Origin of the sequence: Nocardia higoensis NBRC 100133 (assembly GCF_000308595.1) — a bacterium.
Classification (GTDB): domain Bacteria; phylum Actinomycetota; class Actinomycetes; order Mycobacteriales; family Mycobacteriaceae; genus Nocardia; species Nocardia higoensis.
In genome coordinates this window covers 58,656-84,996 of the sequence record NZ_BAGA01000079.1, presented here as the reverse complement: position 1 = coordinate 84,996, position 26,341 = coordinate 58,656, and the positions used below count along the sequence as shown (strand labels likewise).

The following is a 26,341-nucleotide window of genomic DNA, read 5'->3' as shown; positions in this document are numbered from 1 at the left end:
CCTATCGCGCGGGCCGGAACGAATCGGGTGAGGCGGCATGCCAATCCGATGCCCAGGTGGACGGCGGTGCTGCCAGCAGCTCACCGGGGGCGAGCCATTCGTACAGCTCGGTGTAGGAACTGATCATGGTGGGCGAGGTCTTCTTGCGCAGCATGTCGGTCGTCAGCTCGCCGGGACCACCGGCGCCCATCGACGCCATGAGCTGGACCGCCTGCCGCACTGTGCTCTCCTGGAATCGCTGCACGCGTATCGCCTTGTCCGTCACATCCAGAGCCCGTGCTCGCTTCGGATCCTGTGTCGTCACTCCGACCGGGCAGGTGTTGGTGTGACAGCGCTGTGCCTGGATGCATCCGATCGCCATCATCATCGCCCGCGCGGAATTGGTGTAGTCGGCCCCTTGGATGAGTCGTTTGACGATGTCGTTGCCGGTGGCGACCTTGCCGCTGGCGCCGATCTTGATGCGGTCGCGCAGTCCGGTGGCGACGAGCGCGTTGTGGACCGTCATCAGCCCGTCGGTGAGCGGAAGACCCACGTTGTCCTCGTACTCGAGCGGTGCCGCGGCGGTGCCGCCCTCCGCGCCGTCGACGATGATGAAGTCCGGCGCCGTCCCTTCGGCGAGCATGGCCTTGCAGATCGCCAGCAGTTCGCCGCGTGATCCGACGCAGAGCTTGAAACCGACGGGTTTGCCTCCGGATAGTTCACGCAGCCGGGCGAGGAAAAGGACCATTTCGCGGGGTGTGGAGAACGCCGAGTGCGCCGCGGGACTGACGCATTTCTCGTGCGCGGGGACGCCTCGATAGCGTGCGATCTCCTCGCTCACCTTCGCGGCGGGCAGGACCCCGCCGACGCCGGGCTTGGCTCCCTGGCTGAGCTTGAGCGAGATCGCCTTGACCTGCTCGTTGGCCGACTTGTCCGCGAACTCCGCCGGGTCGAAGTTCCCGTCCCGGTCGCGGGCGCCGAAGTAGCCCGATCCGATCTCCCACACCAGATCACCGCCGGCGTGCAGGTGGTAGGGCGTCAGTCCGCCCTCGCCGGTGTCGTGGGCGAATCCACCCCGTGCGGCCCCGCGATTCAATGCCATGACGGCGTTGGCGGACAGGGCGCCGAAGCTCATGGAGGAGACGTTCAGCAGCGACATCGAGTACGGTGCGCTGCAGTCCGGTCCCCCGATCCGTACCCGGGGCAATTGCTCCGGTTCGGGTACCGGGGCGGTCGAATGCACCAGGTACTCGTAACCGATCTCGCCGATGTCGCGTTCGGTGCCGAACGACAGTTCGCCGTGGATGCCCTTCGCGCGTTCGTAGATGACAGTGCGCACGTCCCTGTCGAAGGGGCGCCCGTCGAAGTTGCGTTCGATGAAGTACTGCTGCAGCTCCGGACGGACGCTTTCGAGCAGGTAGCGCATGTGGCCGAGGACGGGATAGTTGCGCAGCACCGAATGCCGCCGCTGCACGAGATCGTAGGTGCCGACTCCCAGCAAGAACGCCAGGAGCACGACCAGCACCCACCACCCCCAGCCGCCGACAGCGGCGACGACGCCGACCACCACCAGGGTCAGGCCGAGGAAACCGACGAGGAAGAACCGCAACATGGGGGCACCTTCTCCCTGTTCCTATCGGCGTGGCGCGGCGGGTCTCAGTTCTCCGCGGCCAGGGCGTCGATCGCGGACCGCAGGCGGCGGCCGGCTTCCTCGGCGACCACTTCGAGTGCCGGCTCGCCGGTCACCTGGACCATCAGCTCGGGGTTCATCGCCTCCACCAGGACCGTGCCGTCGTCGGCGTCGCGCACGATCACGTTGCACGGCAGCAGCAGGCCGATCTGACGGTTCACCTCCACGGCCCGGTGTGCCAGCGGCGGATTGCAGGCGCCGAGGATCAGATAGCGCTCCATGTCGGCGCCGAGCTTGGCTTTGAGAGTGGCCTGCATGTCGATCTCGGTCAGCACGCCGAATCCTTGTTCCTGCAAGGCCGCACGGGTTCGGCTGACGGCGTCGTCGAAGGACGTCTTCAGGGTGGTGGACAGTGCCAGGTTCATCGGTGTGCCTCCGTCTGGTCGATCGTCGATACCTTCTGGGATGTTCATCGCTGGGGTGCCGGGACGCGGCAGGCGGCGCGCTGGAGTCCGGCCTTTTCCATCATCAAGCTGGCCGGGCACCATCCGACCGCCGCGTAGAAGACCAGGTTGGCGCCCACGAACCCGGTGAGCAGCAGCCACCACGGTGTGACGGCCGCGCTCAGGATCACGCTGAGCAGCACCATCGTCCCTGCCATCAGCGGCACCACTCGTTCGACGTTCCAGCCGTGATGGCGTGGAAGGCTGTTCACAAGATTCTCCTTGTCGCGGGGGGTGTGCGGGCCTGGCGCAGGTGTCAGGCCAGTGCGAGGAAGAGTTTTTCCAGCTCGGCTTCGGTCAGGGGTTCCTTGCCGTTCTCGGTTTCGCCGGTGAGGCATTCACGCAGACCGCTGGCGACGATCTTGAATCCGGCCCGGTCCAGGGCGCGCGAAACCGCGGCCAGCTGGGTGACCACGTCCTTGCAGTCGCGGCCGCTCTCGATCATCGAGATCACCCCGGCGAGTTGTCCCTGCGCGCGGCGCAATCTGTTGAGTACCAGTGCGATGTTCTCGTCGTTTCCCACCATGGCGATTCCTTTCGTCGACCCTCCCAGTATACCCCTAGGGGTATGTAGGGCAGGGTGAACCCGGCCATACATACCCCTTCGCCTCAGCTGTGGGAGAAGCTGATGTCCGGCAGCATCCGGCGCAGCCAGGCCGGTGACCACCACGCGGCATGACCGGTCAGTCGCAGCAGCACCGGCAGCAGCACCAACCGGATGAAGACCGCGTCCAGGAGCACCGCGACACCGAGGATGATGCCCATCTCCTTCGGCGGCAGCGGCTCGGCGAGGGCGAAGGTGAAGAACACCGCCACCATCACCGCCGCGGCCGCGGCGATCACGCGACCCGAGTGCGCCAATCCCATGACCTGCGCGACCTTCGTGTCGCCGGATTCCTCGTAATGCTCCTTGGCGGTCGAGAGCAGGAACACCGTGTAATCCATCGCGATGGCGAAGATCATCGCGAAGAAGAACACCGGTCCCCAGCCGTCCAGGAAGCCCTGCGGAGTGAAGCCGAGCAGTCCGGCACCGTGGCCGTCCTGGAAGATCAGCTTCGCCACACCGAATGCCGCCGCGGTCGACAGCAGGCTCACCACCGTGCCCAGGATCGCGATCAGCGGCGCCTGGAGCGCGACCAGCAGCAGCGCGAAGCCGAGCACGAGGATGATGCCGATGATCACCGGCAGGTAGTCGTCGAGGGCCTGTTGCAGATCGAGGTTCTCCGCGGGCGCGCCGCCGACCACTGCCTGCGCGGGCAGATCCGCACGCAGCCGGTCGAGGATCGAGCCCATGGCCTCGTCGGAGGGATCGACATCCGGCATCGCCTGCAGCATCACATAGCCGGAGTTGTCCGCGGCCGGCATCGGCGGAGTGACCATGGCGATACCCGGTGTCGCCGTGGCGGCCGAGGCAGTCGCCTGCGCATCCGCGGCGGGAGCGATGATCTGGAGCATGCCCGGCGCACCCTCCCCCATCTGTGCCTGGACCAGTTCATAACCCTGGCGCACCGGGGCGTCGGTCGGCACGACCTCGATGGAGGGCATGGCGACCTTCAATCCCAGCACGGGAAGCGACAGCGCGATCAGCACCAGCAGGGAGCCGACGGCGAACGGCCACGGGTGCCTGTGCAGCAGGTTGCCCCACGCCTCGAACCGCGGGGAGCGATGTTCCTGTCGCTTGGCATACGGCAGCGCACCCGCGTTCACCTTCGGCCCGAGCTTGCCGAGGACCGCGGGAAGCAGGGTCAAGGTGGCGGCGAGGACGAAGACGACCGCCATCATGATGCCCACAGCCATGGTCCGCACGGCCGGAGCGGGCACGAGCAGCACAGCCGACAGGCTGATCAGCACCGTCAGCCCCGACAGCACGACCGCCTTGCCCGCGGTGTCCATGGTCTCGGCGACCGCGGCACGCGGATCTCCGGTCTTGCGCAGGGCGTCACGGAAGCGTGCGACGAGGAACAGGGCGTAGTCGATGCCGAGTGCGAGGGCGAACATCATCGCGAAGTTCATCGCCCACACCGAGATCGGCGTCAGGGAGTTGAGCAGCACCAAGCCGCCCGCGGAGGCGACCAGGCCTGCCAGGGTGAGCAGCAACGGCAGTCCCGCGGCGACCAACGAACCGAAGGCGAGCACCATGATCGCCAGCGTCACCGGCCACGACATCATCTCCGCTTTGATCATCGCGTCGTGATTGGCCTTGTTGAAGTCGCTCCACAGCGCGGACGCGCCCGTGGGATAGACCTCGACGTCGTCGGTGGACAGGGCCGTCAACTCGGCTTTGCGTTCGTCGACCGCCTTGACCATGTCGTCGGTGCTCGCATTCGCGCCGGCGATCAGGATTCCGGTGTGGCCGTCGGGGCTGACCGACATCCCGGGCTGCGGGGCGATCACCTCGCCGAATCGGTGGTCTGCCCGGAATATCGCGGTGGCATCGGCGATGACCTGCTGCACCGCGGGATCGGAGACCTGCTTGTCCTCGGAGTGCACGACCACCTGAACGGCCGCCGAGGAGTTGCCCCCGAAGTGTTGCTGGGCCAGTTCGCGCACGCGCACCGATTCCGAGCCGTTGGCCTGCCAGCCGGCTCCGGCGAGCGAGCTGAACACGGTCGGCGCGGCCGCCCCGAGCGCGACCAGCGCGATCAGCCACACACCGATGACCCACTTCGTGTGCGAGGTCATGACCGTGCCCAGGCGAGCCAGCGCCCCGGGCTTCGGCGGGGCGGCGCCCGATTTCGTCGTTGGCGGCTGATCCTCCCGGACAGCGTTGTTGCTGCTCATTCAAAGCCTCCTGATACGGGTGGGGGTATATAGAAGGGCGCACTGCGCCCGGGGTGATCTGTTCGCCGACCGCCCACGGGCGGTCGGCGGTCATACACTCAGCGGCCGAGGAACCGGCCGAAGAATCCGGATCCGATCGCAGTGTTCGTGGCCGCGCCCTTCTTGCACTCGCAGCGGCGCGACGCGGGGACCCTTCTCATGACGCTGTCGACATGCGAGCCGCAACCGCCCCAGGTCGTCTTCTTGCAGATGGAGCAAGTGACCGGATAACACATGCGATCTCCTTCGTCGTGCCACTATACCCCCGGGGGTATATGAGGCGCACAGCTGCCCTCATACGGCGACCGGTTCCGTCCGGATGCGCGCGCGAGATACCCCAGGGGGTACCCGCTATACCCTAGGGGGTATCCATCGGCCTGTCCACATCGGGCCACTGTGAGCCCCGTCCCCGGAATCGAATACCGGGAGGCCACCTCCGAAGGGCTCCGGCGGCAGCGCGTCGGAGGTGTTCACCACACGACAGTGCGACCCAGGGGGGCACACCGGTCATCGTGGTGGCGATCGGGTGCCGGAACCGACGCGAGGGTCGGTGTATCAGCTGCGGGCCAGCCACTGCTCGAGTCGTGTCGGAGCGAGCAGCGCCTCCGGTCCGGGCAGCAGACTGTCGATGCCCAGGACAGCGCCGAAGTAGCGGGCCCGCGGGTCGGTGACCACCGGACGCGGATCCGAGTGCGCCTGCAGCACCGTGCGGATCCACCGATCCAGGCCGAACGCCTCTGGGCCCGCGATCTCGACGTTGCCGTCGAGCGGTGCGGCGGCGGCGACCCGGGCCACTGCGGCGGCCACATCCTCGGCGGCCATCGGCTGCACACCGGCATCGGTCAGTCGCACCTGGCCGTCGACGGTGGAGGTGTCGGCGATGCCGGCGGCGAATTCGAAGAACTGGGTGGCGTGCACGAGCGAATACGGCAGCCCCGATTCCGTGATCAGCTTCTCCTGCGCCACCTTTGCCCGGAAATACCCCGACTCGGGCAGCCGGTCGGCGCCCACCACGGTGAGTGCGACGACATGACCGACTCCGGCCTGCTCGGCGGCGGCGAGCAGGTTCGTGGTGGCGGTGCGGAAGAAGGTCATCACGTCGTCGTCGGCGAACGATGGCGAATTGGACACATCCACCACGACATCGGCGCCGGTGAGCGCCGCACCCAGGCCTTCGCCGGTGAGCGCGTTCACGCCGGTGCTCGGTGCGGCGGCCACCGCCTGATGTCCCCACTCGCCCAGATGCGCGACGAGCTTCGAGCCGATGAGCCCGGTACCGCCGATGATCACGATCTTCATGGCGTTCCTTCCATTCGAGCTTCGTTCGGGACCCGTCGGGTCTGCCGTATCGATGACGAGATGGTCGGTGACTTCGTGCGGGTTCCGCGGGAGCCGAACCGGCTGGCGAACCGTTGAGAAGCGTACGCCCGCGAGTGGGGCCGGCGGCGCTGCCCACCCCGGTGGCTGCTCAGTCGTCGGCGGGCGGCCGGGTCAGGTGCCGGTCGAAGAAGGCGAAGATGCGCTGCCAGGCGTCGGCGGTGGCGGCCTCGTTGTAGCCCAGGCCGGTGACGCGCAGCAACGGTTCGGCCGGGAAGGTGTTGGCGAAGCCGTGGGTGACGCGCGGATAGGTCTTGATGTCGTGCGGGACACCGAGATCGACCAGGGAGCGCTTCAGTTTGTCCGCGGCACCGATGAGCGAAGGGTCCAGGCCCGCGTAACTGGCGACGATCGGGCAGGCGCCGTCGAGCAGGGAACGGTAATCGCCGTACAGGCCCGGATAGAAGGGGGCCGCGGCGTCGAAACCGTGCGGCGCGGTCAGCAGAGCGAAGCCGCCGCCCATGCAGAAGCCGATCACGGCGGTGCGGCCGGTGCACTGCGGGTCGGCAAGCAGGTGGTCGCGGGCGGCGAGGATGTCGCGCACCGGTGCGGCTTCGGCGTCGTTGCGGCCGCCGGTGAACCACAGCGCGCGCATGACCGACCGGATGCATCGGGTGCGGCCGCGGGAGAACAGGTTCGGCGCGATGGCCAGGTAGCCGCGCTCGGCGAGCATGGCGACGTGCTTGCGCACATCGGCGCCGAAATCGGTGGCGTCGTGGACGATCACCACGCCCGGCCAGGGGCCGTCGCCGTCGGGGCGGGCGATCACGGCCTCGATCGTGCCGTCGGGGGCGGGCAGGTCGATGGTCAGCATGGGATCCGAATGTAGGCCAGGCGAGATCGCCGCGCAGATGAACCGATCGGCATTTGTGGGACCGAACGGAAGCGGGGCCCGCGGCGATCACGCCACGGGCCCCGCTCGTCGTGCTCCGGTCAGCGACCGGCTTCGGCCTTTCCGCCGCGCGGGTGCAGCACCCGGTAGAGGTTCAGATCCCAGCCCCAGCCGAAAGCCTTGGGGGTGAACAGACGCGGATCGTTCGGATTCCACCAGCGCGCCCGCATCCGCTGCGCGGTGGGCGGCCGCCAGTCGTAGGGCATGCCCGCCAGGGTGCCCTGGGGTTCGGGGATGTGGGGGTTGTTCCGCTCGGTCATTGCGTCGTCCCTTCCGGCGCGTTGCTTGCTTCGATATTCACGATAGCACGAATATTCTCATAAGTGATAATGGCGGTAAGATCGGTGCCGTGGACTCGGTAGAACTGCTGCTGCACCCGGTACGTATGCGCATCGTGCAGGCCTTCCTCGGCGATCGGAGCCTGACCACGGCCGCACTCGGCGAAGAACTCGGCGACGTGCCTGCGGGCAGCCTCTACCGCCATATCGCCCGCCTGGTCGACGGCGGCGTCCTCACCGTCGCCGACGAACGCCGCGTCCGCGGCACCGTCGAACGCACCTACCGGCTGGAACTGGCCGCCGCGGGCATCGACCCCGGCGACCTCGCCACGATGACCGCCGAAGACCACCGCCGCGCCTTCCTCGCCTATATCGCGGGCATGATGCTGGACTTCGACCGCTACCTCGCACGCGGCGAGATCGACCTCGCCCGCGACGGCATCGGCTACAGCGTGTCCGGACTCTGGCTCGACGACGCCGAACTCGACGCCCTCGGCCAGGCCTTGGCGGCGGCGATCGTGCCGCTGACGAACAACGGCCCCGCACCCGGCCGCAAACTGCGCATGCTGCGCACCGTGATGCTGCCCGGCCCGCAGACCCCTGACGCGCCCGACGCCTGACGGTGGCTCGGTCGTCGCCAGGCGATACCGATCACCGCGCGGCGATCAGGCCGGATACGAACGGATTTCGGTCGCTTTCACCGCCGCCCAGATCTGCCGGCCCGGGCTCAAGCGCAGCTCGGCGACCGTCGCGGCGGTGATATCGGCCAGGACCGAGGGTGTTCCGTCGAGACGGACGCGGGTGGTGTGGGCGTGCTGTTCGATCCCGGCGATGGTGACCAGCCAGCTGTTGCGTGGACTGCCGCCGGGACGCTCGGGATGCAGGCCCACCGCGTGCGGGGCGAAGGTGACATACACCGGGCCCTCGGCGGGTTCGGCGATCGTGAGGTGCCCGCCGCCGTCGAGATCGACCACGCTGCCGTGCGCGCGGCCGCGATACAAGTTCAGCCCCATCAGGTGGGCGACGTAGTCCGAACGCGGGCGCGCGGCGACCTCGGCGGGGGCGCCCTGCTGCACGATCGCGCCGTCCTCGACGATGATCAGCCGGTCGGCCAGGATCATGGCATCGAGCGGATCGTGGGTGACCAGCACCGTGTGACCGGGATAGTCGCGCAGATGATGCCCCAGATCGGTACGCACCTGCAGACGGGTGGCGGCATCGAGCGCGGCCAGCGGCTCGTCGAGCAACAACAGCCGCGGCTCGGTGACCAGGGCGCGGGCCAGCGCGACCCGCTGAGCCTGACCGCCCGACAGCGCGCCGGGGCGACGCTCGGCCACCTCGGGCAGCCCTACCCGCGTGAGCCAGTCGAGCGCGCGGGTCCGCGCCGCGGCGCGCCGCACACCCCGCGCGCGGAGCCCGAACGCGACATTGTCCAGGGCCGAGAGATGCCCGAACAACAGATAGTCCTGGAACACGACACCGGCCCGGCGCTGCTCGGCAGGCACGAACACCGACGGCGGCGCGTCCCAGAGGTGCTCGTCGAGACGGATATGTCCGCCGGTGAGCGCCAGCAGCCCGGCCAGCGCCCGCAGCGCGGTGGATTTGCCCGCGCCGTTGGGGCCAAGCAGAGCGATCACCTCGCCCGCCTCCACCTCCAACGGCAGGTCGAGTGCGAATCGGCCTCGGGTGACCTGCAATCGTGCGGACAGGCTCATCGCGCACCCGCGCTCGCCGCACGCCGGAACGCCGGCTCACGCGGCGAATTCACACCACACCCCGGATCCAGCGTTCCCGCAACGCGACGAGCACCACCACCGACACCAGCAGCAGCACCAGGCTCAACACGATCGCGGCGTCGGGGTCGGTCTCGAGCGCCAGGTACACCGCCAGCGGCATGGTCGTCGTCCGGCCGGGAAAATTGCCGGCGAAGGTGATGGTGGCGCCGAATTCGCCGAGCGCGCGCGCCCAGCACAACACCGCGCCCGCGACGACCCCCGGCATCACCGAGGGCAAGGTCACCCGGCGAAAGGCGTACCAGCGGCTCGCGCCCAGCGTCGCGGCCGCCTCCTCGAACCGCGGGTCGGCGGCCCGCAACGCGCCCTCCACCGAGATCACCAGGAAAGGCATGGCCACGAATGCCTCGGCCACGATCACCCCGGCGGTCGTGAACGGCAACGACACCCCGAACCACTCGTCGAGACAGCGGCCGACGAACCCGCGCCTGCCCAGTGCCAGCAACAGCGCCACACCTCCGACGACCGGTGGCAACACCAACGGCACCGTCACCAGGGCCCGGATCAGCCCGCGCCCCGGCAGCTCGGCGCGCGCCAGCAACCACGCCAGGGGAATTCCCAGTAGCAGGCAGATCACCGTGGCCGCGCTCGCGCAGATCAGCGAAAGTCGCAGCGCCTGACCGACTTCCGCGCTGAACAGCCGGCTCGGCACGCTCGCCCACGGTGCGCGCAACAGCAGCCCGATCAACGGGACCAGCAGGAACGCCAGTCCGCAGACCGCGGGCAGCACCAGCACCAGCGGCCGCCGCCCGAGCACCGACCGCCGTCGTGCCGGCGCGGTCACGGGACGTCGAATCCCGCGGCGGTGAAGACGGGCTCGGCCCGCTCGGAGGTGACGAAATCGACGAACGCCGCCGCGGTGGCCGGATTCGGCGCGCCGGCCAGCGCCGCGATCGGATAATCGTTGACCGCTGCGGCCGATTCGGGGAAGTCGATGCCTTCGACCTTGCCGCCCGCGGAGAGCACATCGGTGCGATACACCAGCCCCGCGTCGACCTCACCGAGGGCGACCTTGGTCAGCACCGCCTTCACATCCTGTTCGCGGGTGTCGGGCGCGGGAGTGATGCCCGCGGCCTCGAACACCGTCGCCGCGGCCGCGCCGCAGGGCACCTGCTCGGCGCACAACGCGATCTTGTGATCGGGCTCGGCGAAGTCGGCCAGCCCGGTCACATCGCCCGGATTACCCTGCGGGACAGCGATTTCGAGCCGATTGCGGACGAATACGAGCGGTTCGGCCGTGACCTGCCCGCTGTCGCGGACCTGCTGCATGTTCTTCGGTGCCGCCGAGGCGAACACATCGGCGGGCGCGCCCTGATCGATCTGCTGGGCCAGCGCGGAGCTACCGGCGAAGCTGAACACCACGTCCACCCCGGGGTGGACGGCTTCGAACTTCTCCCCCAGCTCGGTGAACACCTCTGTCAGTGACGCCGCGGCGAACACCGTCACCGTGCCCGACACCTCCGCGGAGCCGTCGGTGGCCGTGCTGTCGTCGGAACCGCAGCCCGCCACGCCGACGCAAGCCACCGCTGCCGCCATCAGCAGCCCCGCGCCGCGCGCCGTCCGTCTGCCGGCAACCGTGCGCGTTCCCGCGATCGTCCTCATCAGCTCAGCCCTTCCGGTATCTCCACTACGACATGCGTCGACTTCACCGACGCCACCGCGACACTGCCGACCTCGAGACCGAGCTCGTCGACCGATTCGCGGCTGAGCAACGACACCAGCCGGAACGGCCCGGCCTGCATCTCCACCTGCGCCATCACCGTGTCCTTGACCACCCGGGTCACGATCCCGCGCATCCGGTTCCTGGCCGAGGCCGCCACTGTCGCCCCCACCGCGGGCGCCTCGGCATGCGCGCGCAGGAACTCCGCCAGCGCGCGGCCGCCGACCCCCTTGCGGCCGCTGTCGAGTTGAATCGCCTCGAGGCGTCCCTGGTCGATCCAGCGGCGCACGGTGTCATCGCTGACTCCGACGAGTTCGGCCACTTCGCTGATCCGCAGATTCGACACGATCGGCAGTATATTCCCGCATCTACGGATTCGACAGCTGAACGGATCCGCGCACTCGAAGATCAGCTTCGCGCGCGAACCGATCAGGAATCGAGAAGCTTTCCCGGTGGCATCGCATCTAGCGTGGTCCACGGGGCCGGACAGCGGCAGCACCGTCCGGGGCCCGACCCGACGAAACGAACCGGAGGTGGCCGAACATGACCGAGCAACAGCCGAAGACGAGCGCCGGCGAACAGGCGCCCGGCCCATTGCGGCGTCTGTCGCTGTGGTTCCAGCGAACGACCAATGCCCGCACCGTCACCCGCATCCGCCGCAAGGGCGGACAGATGATGGGCATGAACACCCTCATCCTGCACACCACCGGCCGTCGCAGCGGCGCACACCGTGAATCACCCCTGGCCTGGTTCGCCGACGGCGAGAACTCCTGGCTGATCGTCGCCTCCGGCGGCGGCGACCGTCACCCCGACTGGTACGCCAACCTCATGGCGCACCCCGCCCAGGCCGCCATCGAATTCAGCGGGTCCGCACCGCGCCCGGTGCGCCCGCAGCGCCTCGAGGGCGCCGATCGTGCCCAAGCGTGGACCCGGATCTTGCGTGAACAGCCGCGCTACGAGAAATACCAACGCAAATCCGAGCGCGAATATCCGGTGGTGCGCCTCACCGCCGTCTGAAAACCCGCAGCAACGCCCGCCACCAACCGGGCCCGGCGCCGACGTCCGCACCGGTGACCGGGGACGAGCGCGTCTCGGCGGGCCGGTGGTGACTCGCCTCGGAGCTGTCGCGGCGAGCCGCGCGCTCGCGGGCCCGCTCTTCCCGCCACGCCCCGACCACCTGCTCGGTATGCACCGGCGCGATCGGCACATGCGGAGGCGTCGGCGTCTGGAGCCACGCGACGATCCGCCGATTCAACGCCGCGACCTCCGCCCGCACCTCGGCCTCGGTGTCACACTCGGCCACCCGCTCCCCCAGCCGTTCACGATCACGACGCAACACCAGCGAATCCGGCAACAGCCCGTCGGCGGGGACCCCCTCGCGGCGCAGATAGTCGCGTATCCACCAATGCTCGTCGACATGCGAGCCCACACCGGGGATCGGCTTGCCCGCGCCCCGCAGATTGTCGAACTCGCCGCGCTCGGTCGCCTCCCGGATCTGCTTGTCGACCCAGGACTCGAACGTGTCCTCGACAGGCTTGCGCTCGGTCATACCGTCCATCGTAGGAACCACAGCCGGGCAGAACCGGCGCCGCGGCCGAGGGAATCGCCCGCCCGCGTGGTCTGCGCGGCCGGGCCTACAGCGCGAACGTCAGCCGGTGCGGGGCCAGATAGTCCTGCGGGTCGTGCAACGCGCGCATCTGCGGGCGCAACGGCGCGGCGATGCGTTCGAGTTCGGCGGTCAGCGGCGGGCCGTAGTTGGCGGCCGAGGCGGTCAGGCCGGGCAACCAGTTGTCGTGATGGGTGGGCACGAACACCGTCGGCGACAGCGCCTCGATGTAGGTGCGCGGATCGCGCAGGCCGTTGCTGATCTGGTTGTAGCCCTGCACCGCGCCGATGTGGACGTCGGTGGGCGGCAGCTCGGCCAGCACGTCGAGCACCTGCGGGGCGACCTCGCACAGCGGGCCGGAGGAGTCGTGCCAGGTCAGGGCGAAACCGGGGACGCGGAACTGGTAGAGCAGCACCCCGCCCTCGGCGTCGAGCAGACGGGGCACCGTGCGGCGCAGATCCGACAGCGACGGCGGATGCCGCAGGATCGGGCCCAGTTCCGGGCGGGGGAAGAAGCGGGGCGAGGCGGTGGCGGGGTCGGTGGGGGTGCGCGCGGAATGCAGGTGCCGCACCACCGCCAGGCGCACCGGGCCCACCGTGCGGTCCTCGCGGCGTCCGATCGGGGTGCGTGCATCGCCCAGGCCCACCGTCGGGAAGGTGGCTGCGGTGACTTGCGCGCGGATCGCGGCGCAGTGCTCGGCGGTGCCGTAGACGGTGGCGCCGGTGGCCGCGGCGATCGGTCCGGCGTCGGCGGCGTGATCGAAATGGCCGTGGCCGATGAAGATCGCCTCCGGGCGCAGATCGGCCAGATCCTGCGCGGTGGCGGGTACGTAACCGGAACTGGTCAGCCTCGGCACCCAGGCGTCCAGCAGCAGCACCGCGCCGCCGATGGCCACCGCGTAGGTGGCGCAGCCCACCCACGACAGCACCACCCGATCGGCGCGGACCGCGCCGGTGACCTGGTCGACGACCTCGGCGCCGAAGAACCGGGTGCGTGCGGCCACACAGCGCGGCGAACCGGCCTGCACCGCCGACAGCGGCGGTGACGCGGCCAGCAGCCCGGCACCGAGCGCGGCGGCGCGTCCGATCAGATGACGAGGATCGATGCTGCACACGTCAGCACCACATCACGCCCGATCCCCGCGAGCAAGCGGGAGCTCACAGATCGACACCGAGCAGCGCGTCCACCGCGGCGGCCAGCGCGGCGGGCGCGGCGGTGTCGGAGCCGCCGTACTCGGTGGCGTCGTGCACCCAGTTGTCGACGGCGGCGAGCGCTTTCGGGGTGTCCAGGTCGTCGGCCAGATGCTGGCGCAGACGCGCGATCGTGTCGTCGGCGGAGGGACCCGAGGGCAGGGCGGCGGCGTGGCGCCAGCGGGCCAGGCGCAGCAGAGCTTGGTCGAGGATCGCGTCGGTCCACATGCGGTCCTGGCGGTAGTGCCCGGCGAGCAGGCCGAGCCGGATCGCGGCCGGATCCACCCCGGCTTCACGCAGTGTGGAGACCAGCACCAGATTGCCCTTGGACTTCGACATCTTCTCGCCGTCCAGGCCGATCAGGCCCGCGTGCACATAGTGGCGGGCGAAGCGGCGCCCGGCGACCACCGATTCGGCGTGCGCGGCGGAGTATTCGTGGTGCGGATAGATCAGATCGCTGCCGCCGCCCTGGATGTCGAGCTGCGGGCCCAGTCGGTTCAACGCGATAGCCGAACACTCGATGTGCCAGCCCGGACGGCCGGGGCCGAACGGGGCGGGCCAGGACGGTTCACCCGGGCGGGCGGCGCGCCACAGCAACGCGTCGAGTGGGTCGCGTTTGCCCGGACGGTCGGGGTCGCCGCCGCGTTCGGCGAACAACCGCAGCATGGTCTCGCGGTCGTAGCCGGACTCGTAACCGAACTGCTCGGTGGCGTCGATGCGGAAGTAGACGTCGGGGAACTCGGCGTCGTCGACGGTGTAGGCGGCGCCGTTGGCGAGCAGTTTCTGCACGAATTCGACGACCTCGTCGACCGATTCGATCGCGCCCACATAGTCGCGCGGCGGCAGCACCCGCAGCGCGGACATGTCGGTGCGGAACAACTCGATCTCGCGGTCGCCCAGATCACGCCAGTCCACGCCGTCGCGTTCGGCGCGCTCGAACAGCGGGTCGTCGACGTCGGTGATGTTCTGCACGTAGTGCACGTCGTGGCCGTTGTCGCGCAACACCCGGTTGACGATGTCGAACGTCAGGTAGGTGGCGGCGTGACCGAGATGGGTGGCGTCGTAGGGCGTGATGCCGCAGACGTACATGGTGGCCGTCGCCGCGGGAGCCAACGGACGCACCTGACGATCGGCGGTGTCGTACAACCGCAACGGCGGCCCTGCTCCGGGAACGGTCGGTAGGGCGGTGTCGGACCAGGACTGCATGAGTCGAGAGTAGTTGTCGTGACAGCTGTGCCGCCGCACACCCCGGCACAGTGGCTGTGCGGCCGCATCCGGGCGGGGCCCGCTACCTGCCGTGACCCGCAAACCATCGGCGACGGTCAACGGTTGCGATCCGGCGGAACAGAAGAATCCCAGCGGAAGGGTTCAGAACGCGGGCCACGGGATCGGCCGCCCCGTGCGCGGGCGCGGCATCACCGGATGGTCGAGCAATTCCCGGGTGCGTTCGCTCAATGCCGCGATCTCGGTGTCGGTGATGTACACCGACAGCCGGTCGGCCAGCGGACCCGACAGCGCCTTCGCGAACGCGGCGATGTCCTCGACAAGGGTCGCGTCGATCGGGGTGCCCGCCCATCCCCACAACACCGTGCGCAGCTTGTGCTCACGGTGCAGGCAGATGCCGTGGTCGACGCCGTAGACCTGACCGTCGACCCCTTCGAGCGCGTGCCCGCCCTTGCGGTCGGCGTTGTTGAGGATCACATCGAGTACCGCCACCCGGTGCAGGCGCGGGTCGTCGGCGTGGATGAGCGAGACTTCCTCGCCGGTGTCGTCCATCGCGCGCAACACTTCCCGGAACCCGTCGGGCACCGCGGCGGGCGGGCACAGGTCGACCAGATCCAGGCGCGGCGCGCGACCGGCATGCACATCGCTGTGGTGGTCGGCGGAGTCGACCCAGCGCTGCACCATGCCCGGCCCGTAGGGGCCCTCGCGCAGGATCGTCTCGGGGATCACGCCCCAGCCGATCGCCTCGGAGATCAGATAGGAGGCCACCTCGCGTCCGGCGAGGGTGCCGTCGGGGAAGTCCCACAGCGGGCGTTCCCCGCGCACGGGCTTGTACACCACCCGCAGCGGCGCCGCGGCGTCGTCGAGATCGGGTGGGGCGATCTCGCAGACGAGGGTGACGTTGCTGGCGGTGCTGATCCGGCCGACCACGCTCAGTTCACCGGTGCGCAACCGGTCGGGCTCGCCCACCGTTCACTCCTCTTCGTCGGCAGCGCCGAAGATCTCACCGCGTTTGTAGCCGTTGGTGCGCACGCACATGTGCCCGCGCGCCGAAAGCGGTTCCCCGCACAGCGGGCACGGCGGGCGGCCGGCGGCGATCACCTTCGTCGACCGCAGCGCGAACTCCCGCGCCTGCTCGGGGGTCAGGAACACCCGCACCGCGTCCGGGCCTTCCTCGGTGTCGTCGAGCACCACCGACTCGTCGACCTCGGTCTCGGTGATCGCCAGCAGCTCGACGACCACCGCGCCGGCATCAGCATCCCAGCCCAAACCCATGGTGCCGACCCGGAACTCGGCATCGATCGGGGTGACCAGCGGATCGGTGTCGGAGACGTCCTCGGCCTGCGGCGGCACCTCGGCGCCGAAGCGACGCGCCACCTCGTCCAGCAGCAGCCCCATCCGATCCGCCAGCACCTTCACCTGTTGCTTCTCCAGCAGCACGCTCACCACCCGCGGCTGCTCGACGGCTTGGAGGTAGAACGCGCGGTCGCCAGGCTCACCCACGGTCCCGGCGACGAATCGATCCGGAGTGCGAAATACGTGAATCGCTCGTGCCATCAGCACCTCCTCCAGATCGATGTCTGTAGATCGACTACCCACGGCAGATGACCGCTACCGTTGCGCATTCTCATTATCCGCCCCGGACGTGCCGCCCACCTCGCCACCGGGCACCGGCCCGGAGGGATGTTCGCGGCGTTCGGAATCCGGCGCGGGTTCACGCACCGCCGCCAACGCGCCCAGGTCGGCGCCGGTGTCGTTCATCCGCCACACGTACGGGGCGTGCGGGGTGTAGCGGACGACGCTGACCGAGGCCGGTTCCACCACGATGCGCTGGAAGCCGTCCAAGTGGATGCCCAGCGCGTCGGCCAGCACCGACTTGATCACGTCACCGTGCGTGCACGCCACCCACAGCACATCGTGACCGTGCTGTTCGGCGAAGGCGCGGTCGTGCTCGCGGATCGCGGCCACCGCGCGCTGCTGCACCTGCGCCAATCCTTCGCCGCCGGGGAAGATCGCGCCGGAGGCATGCCGTTGCACGACCTTCCACAGCGGTTCCTTCAGCAGGTCGGCGATGACCTTGCCGGTCCAGTCGCCGTAGTCGACCTCGATGATCCGGTCCTCGGCCCGCGGATCCAGGCCCAGTTTCTCGGCCAGCGGCGCCACCGTGCGGCGGCAGCGCAGCAGTGGCGAGTGCACGATGTGCCGGATCGGGAGCCCGGCCAGGCGCTCGGCCACCGCACGCGCCTGCTCGTCGCCGTGCTCGGTGAGGTCGACTCCTTCGCTGCGGCCGGCGAGGGTGCGCGCGGTGTTGGACGTGGACACGCCGTGGCGCAGCAGGATCACCGTCATGCGGCCAGCCTAACGGGACCGGGTGCGGCCGGTCGCAGGTGCACGGTGGGAGATCACGTCGCCGAGATCACCCCGCCGGCGAGCAGGCCCATGATGATCAGGCCGAGCACGATGCGGTAGCCGACGAACCAGTTCAGCGAATGCTTGGACACGAACTGCAGCAGCCACGCCACCGAGGCGTAGCCGACGACGAAGGACACCACGGTCGCCACCAGCAACTGGGCGCCGGAGGCGTTGAGTCCCTCACCGGCCGGTTCGAAGGCGTCCGGCAGGGAGAACAGGCCCGAGGCGGTGACCGCGGGGATGGCCAGCAGGAACGAGAATCGCACCGCGGCTGCCCGCTCGAGGCCGAGGAACAGACCGGCCGAGGAGGTCGCGCCCGAACGGGACACGCCGGGGATCAGCGCCAGGCACTGGGCGAAACCCATGATCAGGCCGTCTCGGGTGGTCAGCTTCTCGAGCGGGCGCAGCTGCTTGCCGTAGTGCTCGGCGGTCGCGATGACCAGCGCGAACGCGATCAGCATGAACGAGATCAGCCACAGATTGCGCGCGCCGGTGCGGATCTCGTCCTTGAACAGCAGGCCGAGCACGCCGATCGGGATGGTCGCGATGATCACGTACCAGCCGATGCGGTAGTCCAGTTCGCGTTGCGCCTCGAGCTCGAAGTAGTGCCGGTTGTCGGCGGTCATGACCGGCAGACGGGTGGTGGGCTGGTCGTGGACGGGCACCTTCGGGCCGGTGGCGGCCTTCAGTTTCGCCCACACCGTGGTGCACCACGCGACCGCGATGCGCCCGATGTCCTTGGCGAAGTACACCAGCACCGCGGCCTCGGTGCCCAGCTGGGTGACCGCGGTGAAGGAGGCGCCCGCGTCCTCGCCGAAGAACACCGAGGACACGATGCGCAGGTGCGCAGAGGAGGAGATCGGCAGGAATTCGGTCAATCCCTGGACCAGCCCGAGTATCAGTGCCTGCACCCAGGTCATCGACTCGACCACACAACCTCCAACGTTCCTGCTCGAAAGCTTCGTTGCCCGAAAACTCGTTACGCCGCTGGGCAATTGGTTTCGCGGCGTCGACCGGCGCGGTGCGGACCGTCGCGATCACGCAGCGACAGTACAGGCAGACGCGGGCGCGGGTGAGCTCGACCGGCCTCGGCACACCTTAGGCTTGCCGGGTGACGAAGACGGGGATCAGGTGATGGAGCAGCGCACGGTGGGCCGCAGTGGTCTGCGGGTGTCGCGGATAGGTCTGGCCACGCACACGTGGGGGTCGCACACCGACTCCGACGACGCGGCCGGGCAACTGTCGGCGTTCGTGGAAGCGGGAGGCACCCTGGTGGACACCTCCCCCGCCTACACCGGCGGCGCGTCCCAGCGCATCCTGGCCGAGTTGCTCGGGGACCTGGTGTCCCGCGACGAGCTGGTACTCAGCGGGTGCGCAGGGGTGCACCCCGCCACCGCCGCCGCCTCCGCCGATCTGCCCGCGCTGCCACGCACCTGGATCGACACCTCCCGGCGCGAGCTGCTGCGCCAACTCGACCGGACCCTGCTCGAACTGGGCACCGACCACCTCGATATCTGGCATGTCGCGGCCTGGGACGCCCGCACCCCGCTCGAGGAGATCGCCGACACCCTCGAGCACGCGATCCGCGCGGGCAAGACCCGCTACGCCGGGGTGCGCGGGTATTCGGCGTGGCAGCTGGCCGGGCTGGCCGCGATCGCGCCGATCGTCGCCGCGCACACCCCGTACTCGCTGCTCGCACGCGGCGCGGAAGCCGATTTCGTGCCCGCCGCCACGCACCACGGGGTCGGGGTGATCGCCTCGGCGCCGCTGGCCGGTGGCATCCTGACCGGCAAATACCGTGACGGGGTCCCCGCCGACTCGCGCGGCGCGGACGAGGCCACCGCCGCCGAGATCCGCCACCGGCTCGACGAACGCGCCACCCGCGTGGTCGACGCCGTGGTCACCGCCGCCGACGGTCTCGGTACCTCGCCGCTGGCGGTGGCGCTGGCCTGGATCAGGGACCGGCCCGGGGTGTCGAGCATGATCGTCGGCGCCCGCGACATCGGCCAGCTCACCGGCGTGCTCGCCGCCGAGACCCTGGAGTTGCCGCGCGCCATCGCCGCCGCCCTCGACGATGTGAGCGCCCGCACCGACTGAGGTCCGCGCGCGGGCCCGCCGACCGGAGGCCTATTAGGCTTGCCTTCATGAAGGTGCGCGACGGTGTCCGGTCCGGTTCGGTGCGGTTGCTGCTGGTGGCGCTGGCGCTCGCCGTGATCGCGGCGCTGACCGCCTGCGGCTCCGGCAGCTCCGGCGACGGCGCCGGTCCCGCCACCGCGACCCTCACCGACCTGGACCCCGTCCCGATCGGCGAGGCCCCGCAACCGGCGCTCCCGGTGACCGTGCGCAGCTTCGACGGCGCCGAGGTCACCGTCACCTCCGCCGACCGCATCATCGCCGCCGACCGCTACGGCACCCTCGCCCAGACCGTGTACGCGCTCGGCCTCGGCGAGCGGCTGGTCGGGCGCAGCGTCGCGGCATCGTTCCCCGCGGTGCGCGATGTGCCGAACGTGACCGGCGGCAGCGGTTCGCTCAACGTCGAAGCGATCCTCGCGCTGCGGCCCACGGTGTTCCTCACCGACAGCACCAGCGCCTCCCCCGCCGTGCGCGAACAGTTGCGTGCGGTCGGCATCACCGTCGTCTACTTCGACCCGGAACGCAGCATGGCGAAGGTCGGCCCGCAGATCCAGGCCGTCGCCGACGCCCTCGGCGTACCCGCGCGGGGGCAGGCGCTGGCCGAACGCACCCGCCAGGAGATCGACGCCGCGGGCGCGGCCGTGCCCGCGCGGCAGGATTCGCCGCGTATCGCGTTCCTGTATCTGCGCAGCAGCGCCATCACCATGCTCGCCGGCCCCGGTTCGGGCGCCGACTCGCTGATCACCGCCATCGGTGGACAGGACGCGGGTACCGCCGCCGGGCTCACCGAGCCGTTCACCGCCATCACCAGCGAGGCCATGATCGCCGCCGCGCCCCAGGTGATCCTGGTCATGACCGATGGATTGAACTCCCTCGGCGGCATCGACGGACTGCTGAAAGTGCCCGGCATCGCCCAGACCCCCGCGGGCGCCGACCGGCGCGTGGTCGACATGTCCGATGCGGTGCTGCTCAGCTTCGGCCCCAACACCGGACGCGTCGTGCAAGCCCTGGCCGACGCGGTGTACGGCGCGCAGGCATGAGCAGCCGCGCCGACATCGACGCCGCCCCCGGAACCCACCCCACCCCGACCAGCCCGCCGCCGCACGCGCGGACCCGGTCGCGGGCGGTCGTCGCGTTCACCGTCGCCGTCCTCGCGCTGGTGGTGCTGGCCGCGGCGTCGGCGGCCATCGGGCAGGTGCCCACGAGCCCCGCCGAAGTCGCCGGCAGCGTCTTCCACCGCATCGGCCTGGACTGGGGCCCGATGCCCGCCCATCCGGCCGGTGACGTCACGCTGTGGCAGGTGCGGTTCCCGCGTGTGCTGCTGGCGATCCTCGTCGGTGCGGCGCTGGCCACCGCGGGCGCGCTGCTGCAAGGGGTGTTCGCCAACCCGCTGGCCGAGCCCGGCGTGATCGGGGTGTCCTCGGGCGCGGCTGTGGGCGCGGGCGCGGTGATCGTGCTCGGCGGGGCGTTCGTCGCCTCCTGGTCGGTGGCGCTGGCCGCGTTCGTCGCCGGACTGATCACCACGATGCTGGTGTATGTGCTGGCCCGCGCCAACGGGCGCACCGAAGTGGTGACCCTGGTGCTCACCGGCGTCGCCATCAACGCCTTCGCCGGTGGCCTCATCGCCTTCCTGCTGTTCATCGCCTCCCCCGCAGCCCGCGACCAGCTCGTGTTCTGGCAGCTGGGCAGCCTCAACGGCGCCACCTGGGAAGCGGTCGGTGTGGTCGCGACCCTGACCTGCGTCGGCGTGGTGGCCGCCGCGGCGGTGGCGTCGCGGCTGGACCTGCTCGCGCTCGGCGAATCCGCGGCCCGCCACCTCGGCGTCGATGTCGAGAGGCTGCGGCGCACTGTCATCGTCATCGTCGCGGTGCTGGCCACCGCCGGTGTCGCGTTCACCGGCATCATCATGTTCGTCGGGCTGATCGTGCCGCACGTGGTGCGCATGATCGTCGGACCGGGCCATCGGGTGCTGATCCCGCTCAGCGCGATCGTCGGCGCGGTGGTGCTGCTGGCCGCCGATGTCGGCGCCCGCTCCCTGGTCGACAATGCCGACCTGCCGCTGGGCATGCTCACCTCGCTGGTCGGCGGGCCGTTCTTCTTCTGGCTGCTGCGCCGCACCCGCGCCCGATCCGGAGGCTGGGGATGACCACCACCGACACCCTGTCGCTGCGCCACCGTCTGGCCGCGCTCACCCGTACCCACGACCTGCCCGCCACTCCCGAACCGGGACAGCTCACCCTGCGCGCGGTCGACCTGACGGTGTCGCGCCGCGGCGGTGCCGGCCCCGCACGTCGCGTCCTCGACGGCGTCGGCTTCCAGGTCGCCGCCGGGGAGCTCGTCGCCCTCGTCGGCCCCAACGGCGCGGGTAAGTCGACCCTGCTGGCCGCCCTCGCCGGGGAAATCACCCCCGGTGCGGGGCAGGTCGAACTCGACGGCCGCCCCCTCACCCACTGGACGCCCCTGGACATGGCCCGCCGCCGTGCCGTGCTGCCGCAGAGCCACACCGTCGGCTTCCCGTTCACCGCCCGCGAAGTCGTCGCCATGGGCCGCGCCCCCTGGGCCCGCACCCCCCGTGAGGTCGACGACGAGCGGATCGTCGCGCAGGCCCTCGCCGACGCCGATGTCGCCCACCTCGCCGAGCGTTCCTTCCCCACCCTCTCCGGTGGTGAACGCGCCCGCGTCGCCCTGGCCCGCGTCCTGGCCCAGGACACCCCCACCCTGCTGCTCGACGAACCCACCGCCGCCCTCGACCTCGGCCACCAGGAGGATGTGCTCGAACTGGCCGCCGCCCGCGCCGCCGCCGGCGCGGCCGTGGTGGTCGTGCTGCACGACCTCGGCATCGCCGCCGCCTACGCCGACCGCGTCGCCGTCCTGGAAGCCGGCCGTATCGCTGCCGACGGCCCACCCCGTGAGGTGCTCACCAGCGACCTGCTCAGCCGCGTCTACCAGCACCCCGTCGACGTCTTCGACCACCCGGTCACCGGCGCCCAGCTCGTCCTGCCCGCCCGCGGCTGAACACCGCCGGCCATGCCCCGGGTGACCCGGAGTCTCCCGCCACGTCGTCGCCCCGCGGCCGCCGTCGTCGTCCTTGCGCGGCCGACCGCCGCGGCCGGGGCCGGCGGACGGCATCGTCACGGTGCGACCGCGGCAGGGACCGGGCTCGGTGTCGGCCCGACCCTGCCGGGGCCGCTCGCTCGCCGATGGCCTGACCGCCTGTCACCGCGACAGCGCGTCGACCGTGACGACGGTCAGCCCGCGACCCTCAGCGCAGTACGTTGACCCGGCCCGCACGCAGATCGGCCAGCAGGTCGGCGTGCAGTTCGTCGATCAGCGGCCCCGGCAGCTCCTCGTCCAGATCACAGAACCGCAGCTCCTGCACCTGCGGGGCGAGCGATTGGGCGTGCGTGCCGACGATGCCGCAGCGCAGCACCGTCGTGATCGTCTGCGCCACATCACCATTGGCGAAGCGGTGCCGATACCCGCTGTACACGCCGTGCAGGGCGTTCACCTTCACCTCCAACCCGGTCTCCTCGGCCACCTGACGCACCGCCGCGTCGCGGACCGTCTCTCCCAATTCGACCGTGCCGCAAGGCAGTCCCCAGCCCTGGTCCTCGGCGCGCCGCCGCAGCAGCACCCGCCCGTTGTCGATGACGGCCGCGGCGGCGTAGTGCAGTTGGATCGGTGCGTGGCCGACGAATCCGCGCAGCCATGCGATGTAGTCGCTCATGACTGCGAGTCTGGCAGGATCTTCCGCCAGAAGTACTGGACGGAAACGCTTTACAGGCCGGTAGCCGCCGAATCCGCCGCCGCGCGCACCGCGTCGGCATTGTCGGCGAGGAACTCCGCGAAGCTGCGCGCCGGACGTCCGGTCAGCTCCGCCACCCCCGTCGTTGGGACGCTCTGCGCGCCCCCGGCGACCTGCTCGACCAGCGTCGCGAGCTGTGCGGCGAACCAGCCGGGCAGGCCCTGGGCGCTGAGCGCGGAGGCGATCGAGGAAGCGGGGAAGGGCGCGAGTTCGACGGTGCGGCCCAGGATCTTCGAAAGTTGCTCAGCCACCTCGGCATCGGTGAGCGCTTCGCTGCCGGTGAGCACCACCCCACCCGAATCCGGTTGCCCGGCGGTGAGCACGGCGGCCGCGCTCGCGGCGATATCGGCGGCGTCGATGTAGGCGACGGCGGCGTCACCGTAGGAGGCGATCAACCGGCCGTCGGGGGTGAACGCCGTCGGTGCCAGGAAGTTCTGCATGAACCCGGCAGGCCGCAACGCCGACCAGCCCAGCCCGGACGCCCGCAGATACTCCTCGATCTCCCAGTGCACGCCCTGCGACAGCGGCGCCCCCGGCGCGGCGTCCCACACCGACACCTTCACCACATGCGAGGCGCCCGCTGCCCGCGCGGCATCGATCACCGCCTTCTGCCCGCGCACCGCGGGCTGTTCCCCCTCGACCGGTAGCGCGCCCGGCCCGTTGAGGAACACCCGCTCCACGCCGTCGAGCGCGGCCGTCAGCGACGCGGGGTCGTCGAAATCGCCGACCACGTAGTCGACTCCGAGCGAGCGCCCCTTCGCGTCGTCACGGACCAGCGCCCGCACCGGCGCGCCCTGTTCCCGTAGCCGGCGCACCAGATGACTGCCGATGGAACCGGTCGCCGCCGTCACCAAGATCATGGATTCGTCCTCTCCCAGGCGTACCGGGCACGGCCGGATGCCGCGCCCCTGCCGCTCGAGCACAATGCCCGCCGAAACGCCGATCAAGGATTTCGATCAGCGGTATCCGATCCCTGGTTCGGCCGGTTCATCTCCAGATCAGTTTCAGCACCGCGGGTGTCAGCATCAGCCGGATGACGGTGGCGTCGATGAGCAGCGCGGCGATCATGCCGTAGGCGATGTACTTCATCAGCACCAGGTCGGAGAACCCGAACGCGCCGGTCACCACGATCAGGATCGCCGCCGCGGAGGTGATCACGCTGCCGGTGTGGGCGATGCCGTAGCGGATCGCCTCCTGCGGTTCGGCGCCGCCCGCGCGGGCTTCGCTGACCCGCGAGAGCAGGAACACCTCGTAGTCGGTGGACAACCCGAAGATCACCGCCACGATCAACGCCAGCACCGCGAACATCAACGGCCCCGGCGTGAAATCGAAGACCCCGGCGCCGTGCCCCTGCACGAACACCCACGTCAGGATGCCGAGGGTGGTGAGCAGGCTCAACGCGCTCATCACCACCGCCTTGACCGCCAGCACCACCGACCGGAACGCCGCGTACATGATCGCCAGCGCGGCCGCGACCAGGATCAGCAACAGCAGCGGCAGGCCCTCGAGCAGGCCGTTGATGCTGTCGCGTTCCAGCGCGGGCACCCCGGCCACCATGATTTCCACGCCTTCGGGTTCCGGAATCGCGCGCAGTGCCGCGATCACCGCGTCGGCGTCGCGTTTGTCCCGCAGCCCCGCGTCGAGGACGTTGATGCCGTCGGTGGTGGGCACTGCCGGTTCGAACCGGCCCGTCAACCCCGGGATCTGGTTGGCGGCCTGGCGGATTTCGCCCAGCTGGGCCGAATCCGCGCCGACCACCACCAGCCGCAGCGGCTCGGTGCGGAAACCGGGGAACAGCTCGTCGAAATCCTCCTGCGCCACCCGCGCCGGATTGTCCGAGGCCAGATAGCGTTCGCTGATCCCGCCGAACTCGATGTGGCGCAACGGCACCGCCAGCGCCAGCAGCACGAACACGATCGACAGCGTCACCGTCCACGGCCGCCGCATCGACACCGTCGCCAGCTTCGAGAAGAACCCGGCATCGATCTCGGCTTCGGTCTTGGTGCGCGAGAACCGTTTCCAGCCCAGGAAGTCGATATTGTGTCCGGCGATGGCCAGCGCCGCAGGCAACGCCGTCACCGACAGCACCGCCGCCAGCAGCACCGAGCTGATACCGCCGTAGGGAACCGAGCGCAGCACGCCGTTGGGGAAGATGAACAGCGCCGCCAGACTCACCGCGATGATCGCCGCGGAGAACAGCACCGTGCGCCCGGCGGTGGCGACCGTGCGCGCGGTCGCCTCCTCCACGCTGCGCCCGGCGGCCAGCTCCTCCCGGAACCGGGTCACCGTGAACAGCCCGTAGTCGATGGCCAGACCGAGGCTGACCAGCGTCATCACCGCGCTGGCGAACACATTCACGTCGATGTGGTCGGTGAGGCCGCGCAGGATGCCCTGGGTGCCCAGCACTGTCATGCCGCCGATCAGCACCGGCAGCAGCGCGCCGACCACGCCGCCGAACACGAAGTACAGCAGGATGGCCACCAGCGGCAGCGCGATCAGTTCCGCGCGCCGGATGTCGTTCTGCATGCCGATGTTGATGCCCTCGACGATCGGCTGCAATCCGGCCAGCTGCACCGTCGTCCCGCCGGGACCGCCGCCGACGACACCGGCATCGAGCGCGGCCTGGATCTCGAGATAGTTCTCGACGGTCTCGGTGCCGCCGTCCCCGCGCAATCCGACGCTGGCGAAGGCGTGGGTGTGGGTGGCGTCGGTGGCCTGGCCCGCGAACGGGCTGTCCCAATAGCTGTCGATCTTGAGGATCTGCTCGTCGTAGTCGCGTAACAGTTCGGCCAGATACCCGGTGACCGCCGCACGCACCGGCGGATCGTCGACGGTGGCGCCTTCGGGGGCGGTGAACAACAGGATCAGGTCGGAGTCGGTGTCGCGGCCGAAGGTGGTGTCGGCCAGCTTCGCCGCGGCGACCGACTCGCTGGACTCGTCGAACCAGCCCTCCTGGGTGAACCGATCACCCAGATCACGGCCGTACCAGCCCGACAGCAGAACCGTGAACGCCACGAACGCGAGCACGAGGAAACGATG

Annotated in this window: 29 protein-coding genes; 6 read left to right on the top strand and 23 right to left on the bottom strand. The window is 70.0% G+C overall.

All coding sequences use genetic code 11. From position 1 onward, the window contains the following. Position 1: 1 nt before the first annotated feature. From ON26_RS14335 to ON26_RS14300, 9 genes are all read right to left on the bottom strand, one after another. Positions 2-1,591: an FMN-binding glutamate synthase family protein gene (locus ON26_RS14335; RefSeq protein WP_040796605.1), complete on the bottom strand. Its 1,590-nt coding sequence runs from the start codon at positions 1,589-1,591 to the stop codon at positions 2-4. A gap of 44 nt (positions 1,592-1,635) precedes the next feature. Next, positions 1,636-2,034: a DUF302 domain-containing protein gene (locus ON26_RS14330; RefSeq protein ID WP_040796604.1), complete on the bottom strand. Its 399-nt coding sequence runs from the start codon at positions 2,032-2,034 to the stop codon at positions 1,636-1,638. Positions 2,035-2,078: 44 nt separating this feature from the next. Beyond that, on the bottom strand, positions 2,079-2,324 hold the full coding sequence (locus ON26_RS34555; RefSeq protein WP_040796603.1) for a YgaP family membrane protein: 246 nt from the start codon (positions 2,322-2,324) through the stop codon (positions 2,079-2,081). Positions 2,325-2,368: 44 nt separating this feature from the next. Next, complete coding sequence (locus ON26_RS14320) at positions 2,369-2,638, bottom strand: metal-sensitive transcriptional regulator (RefSeq protein ID WP_040796602.1); 270 nt, start codon at positions 2,636-2,638, stop codon at positions 2,369-2,371. A gap of 83 nt (positions 2,639-2,721) precedes the next feature. Continuing rightward, entirely contained in the window at positions 2,722-4,893 is a 2,172-nt protein-coding gene (locus ON26_RS14315; RefSeq protein WP_083884079.1) for an MMPL family transporter, read from the bottom strand. 98 nt (positions 4,894-4,991) lie between these two features. After that, entirely contained in the window at positions 4,992-5,168 is a 177-nt protein-coding gene (locus tag ON26_RS35215; protein ID WP_085999011.1) for a DUF8730 family Cys-rich protein, read from the bottom strand. Positions 5,169-5,487: 319 nt separating this feature from the next. Further along, on the bottom strand, positions 5,488-6,231 hold the full coding sequence (locus ON26_RS14310; RefSeq protein ID WP_040796600.1) for an SDR family oxidoreductase: 744 nt from the start codon (positions 6,229-6,231) through the stop codon (positions 5,488-5,490). Positions 6,232-6,400: 169 nt separating this feature from the next. Then, complete coding sequence (locus ON26_RS14305; RefSeq protein WP_040796599.1) at positions 6,401-7,123, bottom strand: dienelactone hydrolase family protein; 723 nt, start codon at positions 7,121-7,123, stop codon at positions 6,401-6,403. 119 nt (positions 7,124-7,242) lie between these two features. After that, a complete protein-coding gene (locus tag ON26_RS14300; protein ID WP_040796598.1) occupies positions 7,243-7,461 on the bottom strand; it encodes a DUF5808 domain-containing protein in 219 nt (72 codons plus the stop codon). 89 nt (positions 7,462-7,550) lie between these two features. Between ON26_RS14300 and ON26_RS14295 the strand changes: the two genes are divergently transcribed. After that, the gene (locus tag ON26_RS14295; protein ID WP_040796597.1) at positions 7,551-8,099 is read left to right on the top strand and encodes a helix-turn-helix domain-containing protein; all 549 of its coding nucleotides are present in this window, start codon (positions 7,551-7,553) and stop codon (positions 8,097-8,099) included. A 45-nt stretch (positions 8,100-8,144) separates the two neighbouring features. Here ON26_RS14295 and ON26_RS14290 read toward each other — a convergent pair whose 3' ends face one another. From ON26_RS14290 to ON26_RS14275, 4 genes are read right to left on the bottom strand one after another with little or no spacing between them, the layout of a single operon-like run. Further along, entirely contained in the window at positions 8,145-9,194 is a 1,050-nt protein-coding gene (locus tag ON26_RS14290; protein ID WP_040796596.1) for a sulfate/molybdate ABC transporter ATP-binding protein, read from the bottom strand. 49 nt (positions 9,195-9,243) lie between these two features. Next, the gene (gene modB, locus ON26_RS14285; RefSeq protein WP_040796595.1) at positions 9,244-10,056 is read right to left on the bottom strand and encodes a molybdate ABC transporter permease subunit; all 813 of its coding nucleotides are present in this window, start codon (positions 10,054-10,056) and stop codon (positions 9,244-9,246) included. Further along, entirely contained in the window at positions 10,053-10,874 is an 822-nt protein-coding gene (gene modA / locus ON26_RS14280) for a molybdate ABC transporter substrate-binding protein (RefSeq protein ID WP_083884078.1), read from the bottom strand. The genes modB and modA overlap by 4 nt, the downstream gene beginning before the upstream one ends. Continuing rightward, complete coding sequence (locus tag ON26_RS14275) at positions 10,874-11,278, bottom strand: TOBE domain-containing protein (RefSeq protein ID WP_040796594.1); 405 nt, start codon at positions 11,276-11,278, stop codon at positions 10,874-10,876. The genes modA and ON26_RS14275 overlap by 1 nt, the downstream gene beginning before the upstream one ends. Positions 11,279-11,475: 197 nt before the next feature. Here ON26_RS14275 and ON26_RS14270 point away from each other — a divergent pair, with 197 nt between their 5' ends. Continuing rightward, complete coding sequence (locus ON26_RS14270) at positions 11,476-11,949, top strand: nitroreductase family deazaflavin-dependent oxidoreductase (protein WP_051027068.1); 474 nt, start codon at positions 11,476-11,478, stop codon at positions 11,947-11,949. Here ON26_RS14270 and ON26_RS14265 read toward each other — a convergent pair. The 7 genes from ON26_RS14265 to ON26_RS14235 form a co-directional block, all read right to left on the bottom strand. Beyond that, on the bottom strand, positions 11,936-12,481 hold the full coding sequence (locus ON26_RS14265; RefSeq protein WP_083884077.1) for a DnaJ family domain-containing protein: 546 nt from the start codon (positions 12,479-12,481) through the stop codon (positions 11,936-11,938). The genes ON26_RS14270 and ON26_RS14265 overlap by 14 nt on opposite strands. Positions 12,482-12,566: 85 nt before the next feature. Continuing rightward, positions 12,567-13,652 carry an MBL fold metallo-hydrolase gene (locus ON26_RS14260; RefSeq protein WP_040796593.1) on the bottom strand — a complete coding sequence of 362 codons (1,086 nt, stop codon included), beginning with the start codon at positions 13,650-13,652 and terminating at the stop codon, positions 12,567-12,569. Positions 13,653-13,695: 43 nt separating this feature from the next. Continuing rightward, positions 13,696-14,934, bottom strand: coding sequence for a cysteine--1-D-myo-inosityl 2-amino-2-deoxy-alpha-D-glucopyranoside ligase (mshC, locus tag ON26_RS14255; RefSeq protein ID WP_040796592.1), 1,239 nt, complete (start codon positions 14,932-14,934; stop codon positions 13,696-13,698). A 162-nt stretch (positions 14,935-15,096) separates the two neighbouring features. Continuing rightward, positions 15,097-15,921, bottom strand: coding sequence for an SCO1664 family protein (locus ON26_RS14250; protein WP_040796591.1), 825 nt, complete (start codon positions 15,919-15,921; stop codon positions 15,097-15,099). A gap of 3 nt (positions 15,922-15,924) precedes the next feature. After that, entirely contained in the window at positions 15,925-16,509 is a 585-nt protein-coding gene (locus ON26_RS14245; protein ID WP_040796653.1) for a DUF3090 domain-containing protein, read from the bottom strand. Positions 16,510-16,563: 54 nt separating this feature from the next. After that, complete coding sequence (locus tag ON26_RS14240; protein ID WP_040796590.1) at positions 16,564-17,301, bottom strand: histidine phosphatase family protein; 738 nt, start codon at positions 17,299-17,301, stop codon at positions 16,564-16,566. 53 nt (positions 17,302-17,354) lie between these two features. Then, a complete protein-coding gene (locus tag ON26_RS14235) occupies positions 17,355-18,296 on the bottom strand; it encodes an undecaprenyl-diphosphate phosphatase (protein WP_174375400.1) in 942 nt (313 codons plus the stop codon). Positions 18,297-18,498: 202 nt separating this feature from the next. Here ON26_RS14235 and ON26_RS14230 point away from each other — a divergent pair, with 202 nt between their 5' ends. Genes ON26_RS14230 through ON26_RS14215 form a run of 4 tightly spaced genes read left to right on the top strand, consistent with a single transcriptional unit; the run spans position 18,499 to position 22,512 of the window. Next, entirely contained in the window at positions 18,499-19,461 is a 963-nt protein-coding gene (locus ON26_RS14230) for an aldo/keto reductase (protein WP_040796651.1), read from the top strand. 47 nt (positions 19,462-19,508) lie between these two features. Beyond that, positions 19,509-20,537, top strand: coding sequence for a heme/hemin ABC transporter substrate-binding protein (locus tag ON26_RS14225; RefSeq protein ID WP_051027067.1), 1,029 nt, complete (start codon positions 19,509-19,511; stop codon positions 20,535-20,537). Next, positions 20,534-21,643, top strand: a complete 1,110-nt coding sequence (locus tag ON26_RS14220; RefSeq protein ID WP_040796589.1) for a FecCD family ABC transporter permease — start codon at positions 20,534-20,536, stop codon at positions 21,641-21,643. The genes ON26_RS14225 and ON26_RS14220 overlap by 4 nt, the downstream gene beginning before the upstream one ends. Continuing rightward, positions 21,640-22,512 (top strand): heme ABC transporter ATP-binding protein, encoded by an 873-nt coding sequence (locus ON26_RS14215; RefSeq protein ID WP_051027066.1) that lies wholly within the window; start codon positions 21,640-21,642, stop codon positions 22,510-22,512. The genes ON26_RS14220 and ON26_RS14215 overlap by 4 nt, the downstream gene beginning before the upstream one ends. A 247-nt stretch (positions 22,513-22,759) precedes the next feature. Here the strand turns inward: ON26_RS14215 and ON26_RS14210 are convergent, their stop codons facing one another. The 3 genes from ON26_RS14210 to ON26_RS14200 form a co-directional block, all read right to left on the bottom strand. Beyond that, complete coding sequence (locus ON26_RS14210) at positions 22,760-23,224, bottom strand: NUDIX domain-containing protein (protein WP_040796588.1); 465 nt, start codon at positions 23,222-23,224, stop codon at positions 22,760-22,762. 50 nt (positions 23,225-23,274) lie between these two features. Further along, positions 23,275-24,162, bottom strand: coding sequence for an NmrA family NAD(P)-binding protein (locus tag ON26_RS14205; RefSeq protein ID WP_040796648.1), 888 nt, complete (start codon positions 24,160-24,162; stop codon positions 23,275-23,277). A gap of 127 nt (positions 24,163-24,289) precedes the next feature. After that, positions 24,290-26,329, bottom strand: coding sequence for an MMPL family transporter (locus ON26_RS14200; protein WP_245545852.1), 2,040 nt, complete (start codon positions 26,327-26,329; stop codon positions 24,290-24,292). Between the last annotated feature and the right edge of the window lie 12 nt (positions 26,330-26,341).

Excerpts from the sequence above, each read along its gene's own strand:
- ON26_RS14220 (WP_040796589.1), top strand. The coding sequence starts at position 20,534 with ATGAGCAGCCGCGCCGACATCGACGCCGCCCCCGGAACCCACCCCACC.
- ON26_RS14230 (WP_040796651.1), top strand. The coding sequence starts at position 18,499 with ATGGAGCAGCGCACGGTGGGCCGCAGTGGTCTGCGGGTGTCGCGGATA.
- ON26_RS14315 (WP_083884079.1), bottom strand. The coding sequence starts at position 4,893 with ATGAGCAGCAACAACGCTGTCCGGGAGGATCAGCCGCCAACGACGAAA.
- ON26_RS35215 (WP_085999011.1), bottom strand. The coding sequence starts at position 5,168 with ATGTGTTATCCGGTCACTTGCTCCATCTGCAAGAAGACGACCTGGGGC.
- ON26_RS14240 (WP_040796590.1), bottom strand. The coding sequence starts at position 17,301 with ATGACGGTGATCCTGCTGCGCCACGGCGTGTCCACGTCCAACACCGCG.
- ON26_RS14305 (WP_040796599.1), bottom strand. The coding sequence starts at position 7,123 with ATGCTGACCATCGACCTGCCCGCCCCCGACGGCACGATCGAGGCCGTG.
- ON26_RS14225 (WP_051027067.1), top strand. The coding sequence starts at position 19,509 with ATGAAGGTGCGCGACGGTGTCCGGTCCGGTTCGGTGCGGTTGCTGCTG.
- ON26_RS14330 (WP_040796604.1), bottom strand. The coding sequence starts at position 2,034 with ATGAACCTGGCACTGTCCACCACCCTGAAGACGTCCTTCGACGACGCC.
- ON26_RS14265 (WP_083884077.1), bottom strand. The coding sequence starts at position 12,481 with ATGACCGAGCGCAAGCCTGTCGAGGACACGTTCGAGTCCTGGGTCGAC.
- ON26_RS14320 (WP_040796602.1), bottom strand. The coding sequence starts at position 2,638 with ATGGTGGGAAACGACGAGAACATCGCACTGGTACTCAACAGATTGCGC.
- ON26_RS14210 (WP_040796588.1), bottom strand. The coding sequence starts at position 23,224 with ATGAGCGACTACATCGCATGGCTGCGCGGATTCGTCGGCCACGCACCG.
- mshC (WP_040796592.1), bottom strand. The coding sequence starts at position 14,934 with ATGCAGTCCTGGTCCGACACCGCCCTACCGACCGTTCCCGGAGCAGGG.
- ON26_RS14310 (WP_040796600.1), bottom strand. The coding sequence starts at position 6,231 with ATGAAGATCGTGATCATCGGCGGTACCGGGCTCATCGGCTCGAAGCTC.
- ON26_RS14270 (WP_051027068.1), top strand. The coding sequence starts at position 11,476 with ATGACCGAGCAACAGCCGAAGACGAGCGCCGGCGAACAGGCGCCCGGC.
- ON26_RS14290 (WP_040796596.1), bottom strand. The coding sequence starts at position 9,194 with ATGAGCCTGTCCGCACGATTGCAGGTCACCCGAGGCCGATTCGCACTC.
- modA (WP_083884078.1), bottom strand. The coding sequence starts at position 10,874 with ATGAGGACGATCGCGGGAACGCGCACGGTTGCCGGCAGACGGACGGCG.
- ON26_RS14245 (WP_040796653.1), bottom strand. The coding sequence starts at position 16,509 with ATGGCACGAGCGATTCACGTATTTCGCACTCCGGATCGATTCGTCGCC.
- ON26_RS14300 (WP_040796598.1), bottom strand. The coding sequence starts at position 7,461 with ATGACCGAGCGGAACAACCCCCACATCCCCGAACCCCAGGGCACCCTG.
- ON26_RS14335 (WP_040796605.1), bottom strand. The coding sequence starts at position 1,591 with ATGTTGCGGTTCTTCCTCGTCGGTTTCCTCGGCCTGACCCTGGTGGTG.
- ON26_RS14215 (WP_051027066.1), top strand. The coding sequence starts at position 21,640 with ATGACCACCACCGACACCCTGTCGCTGCGCCACCGTCTGGCCGCGCTC.
- ON26_RS14205 (WP_040796648.1), bottom strand. The coding sequence starts at position 24,162 with ATGATCTTGGTGACGGCGGCGACCGGTTCCATCGGCAGTCATCTGGTG.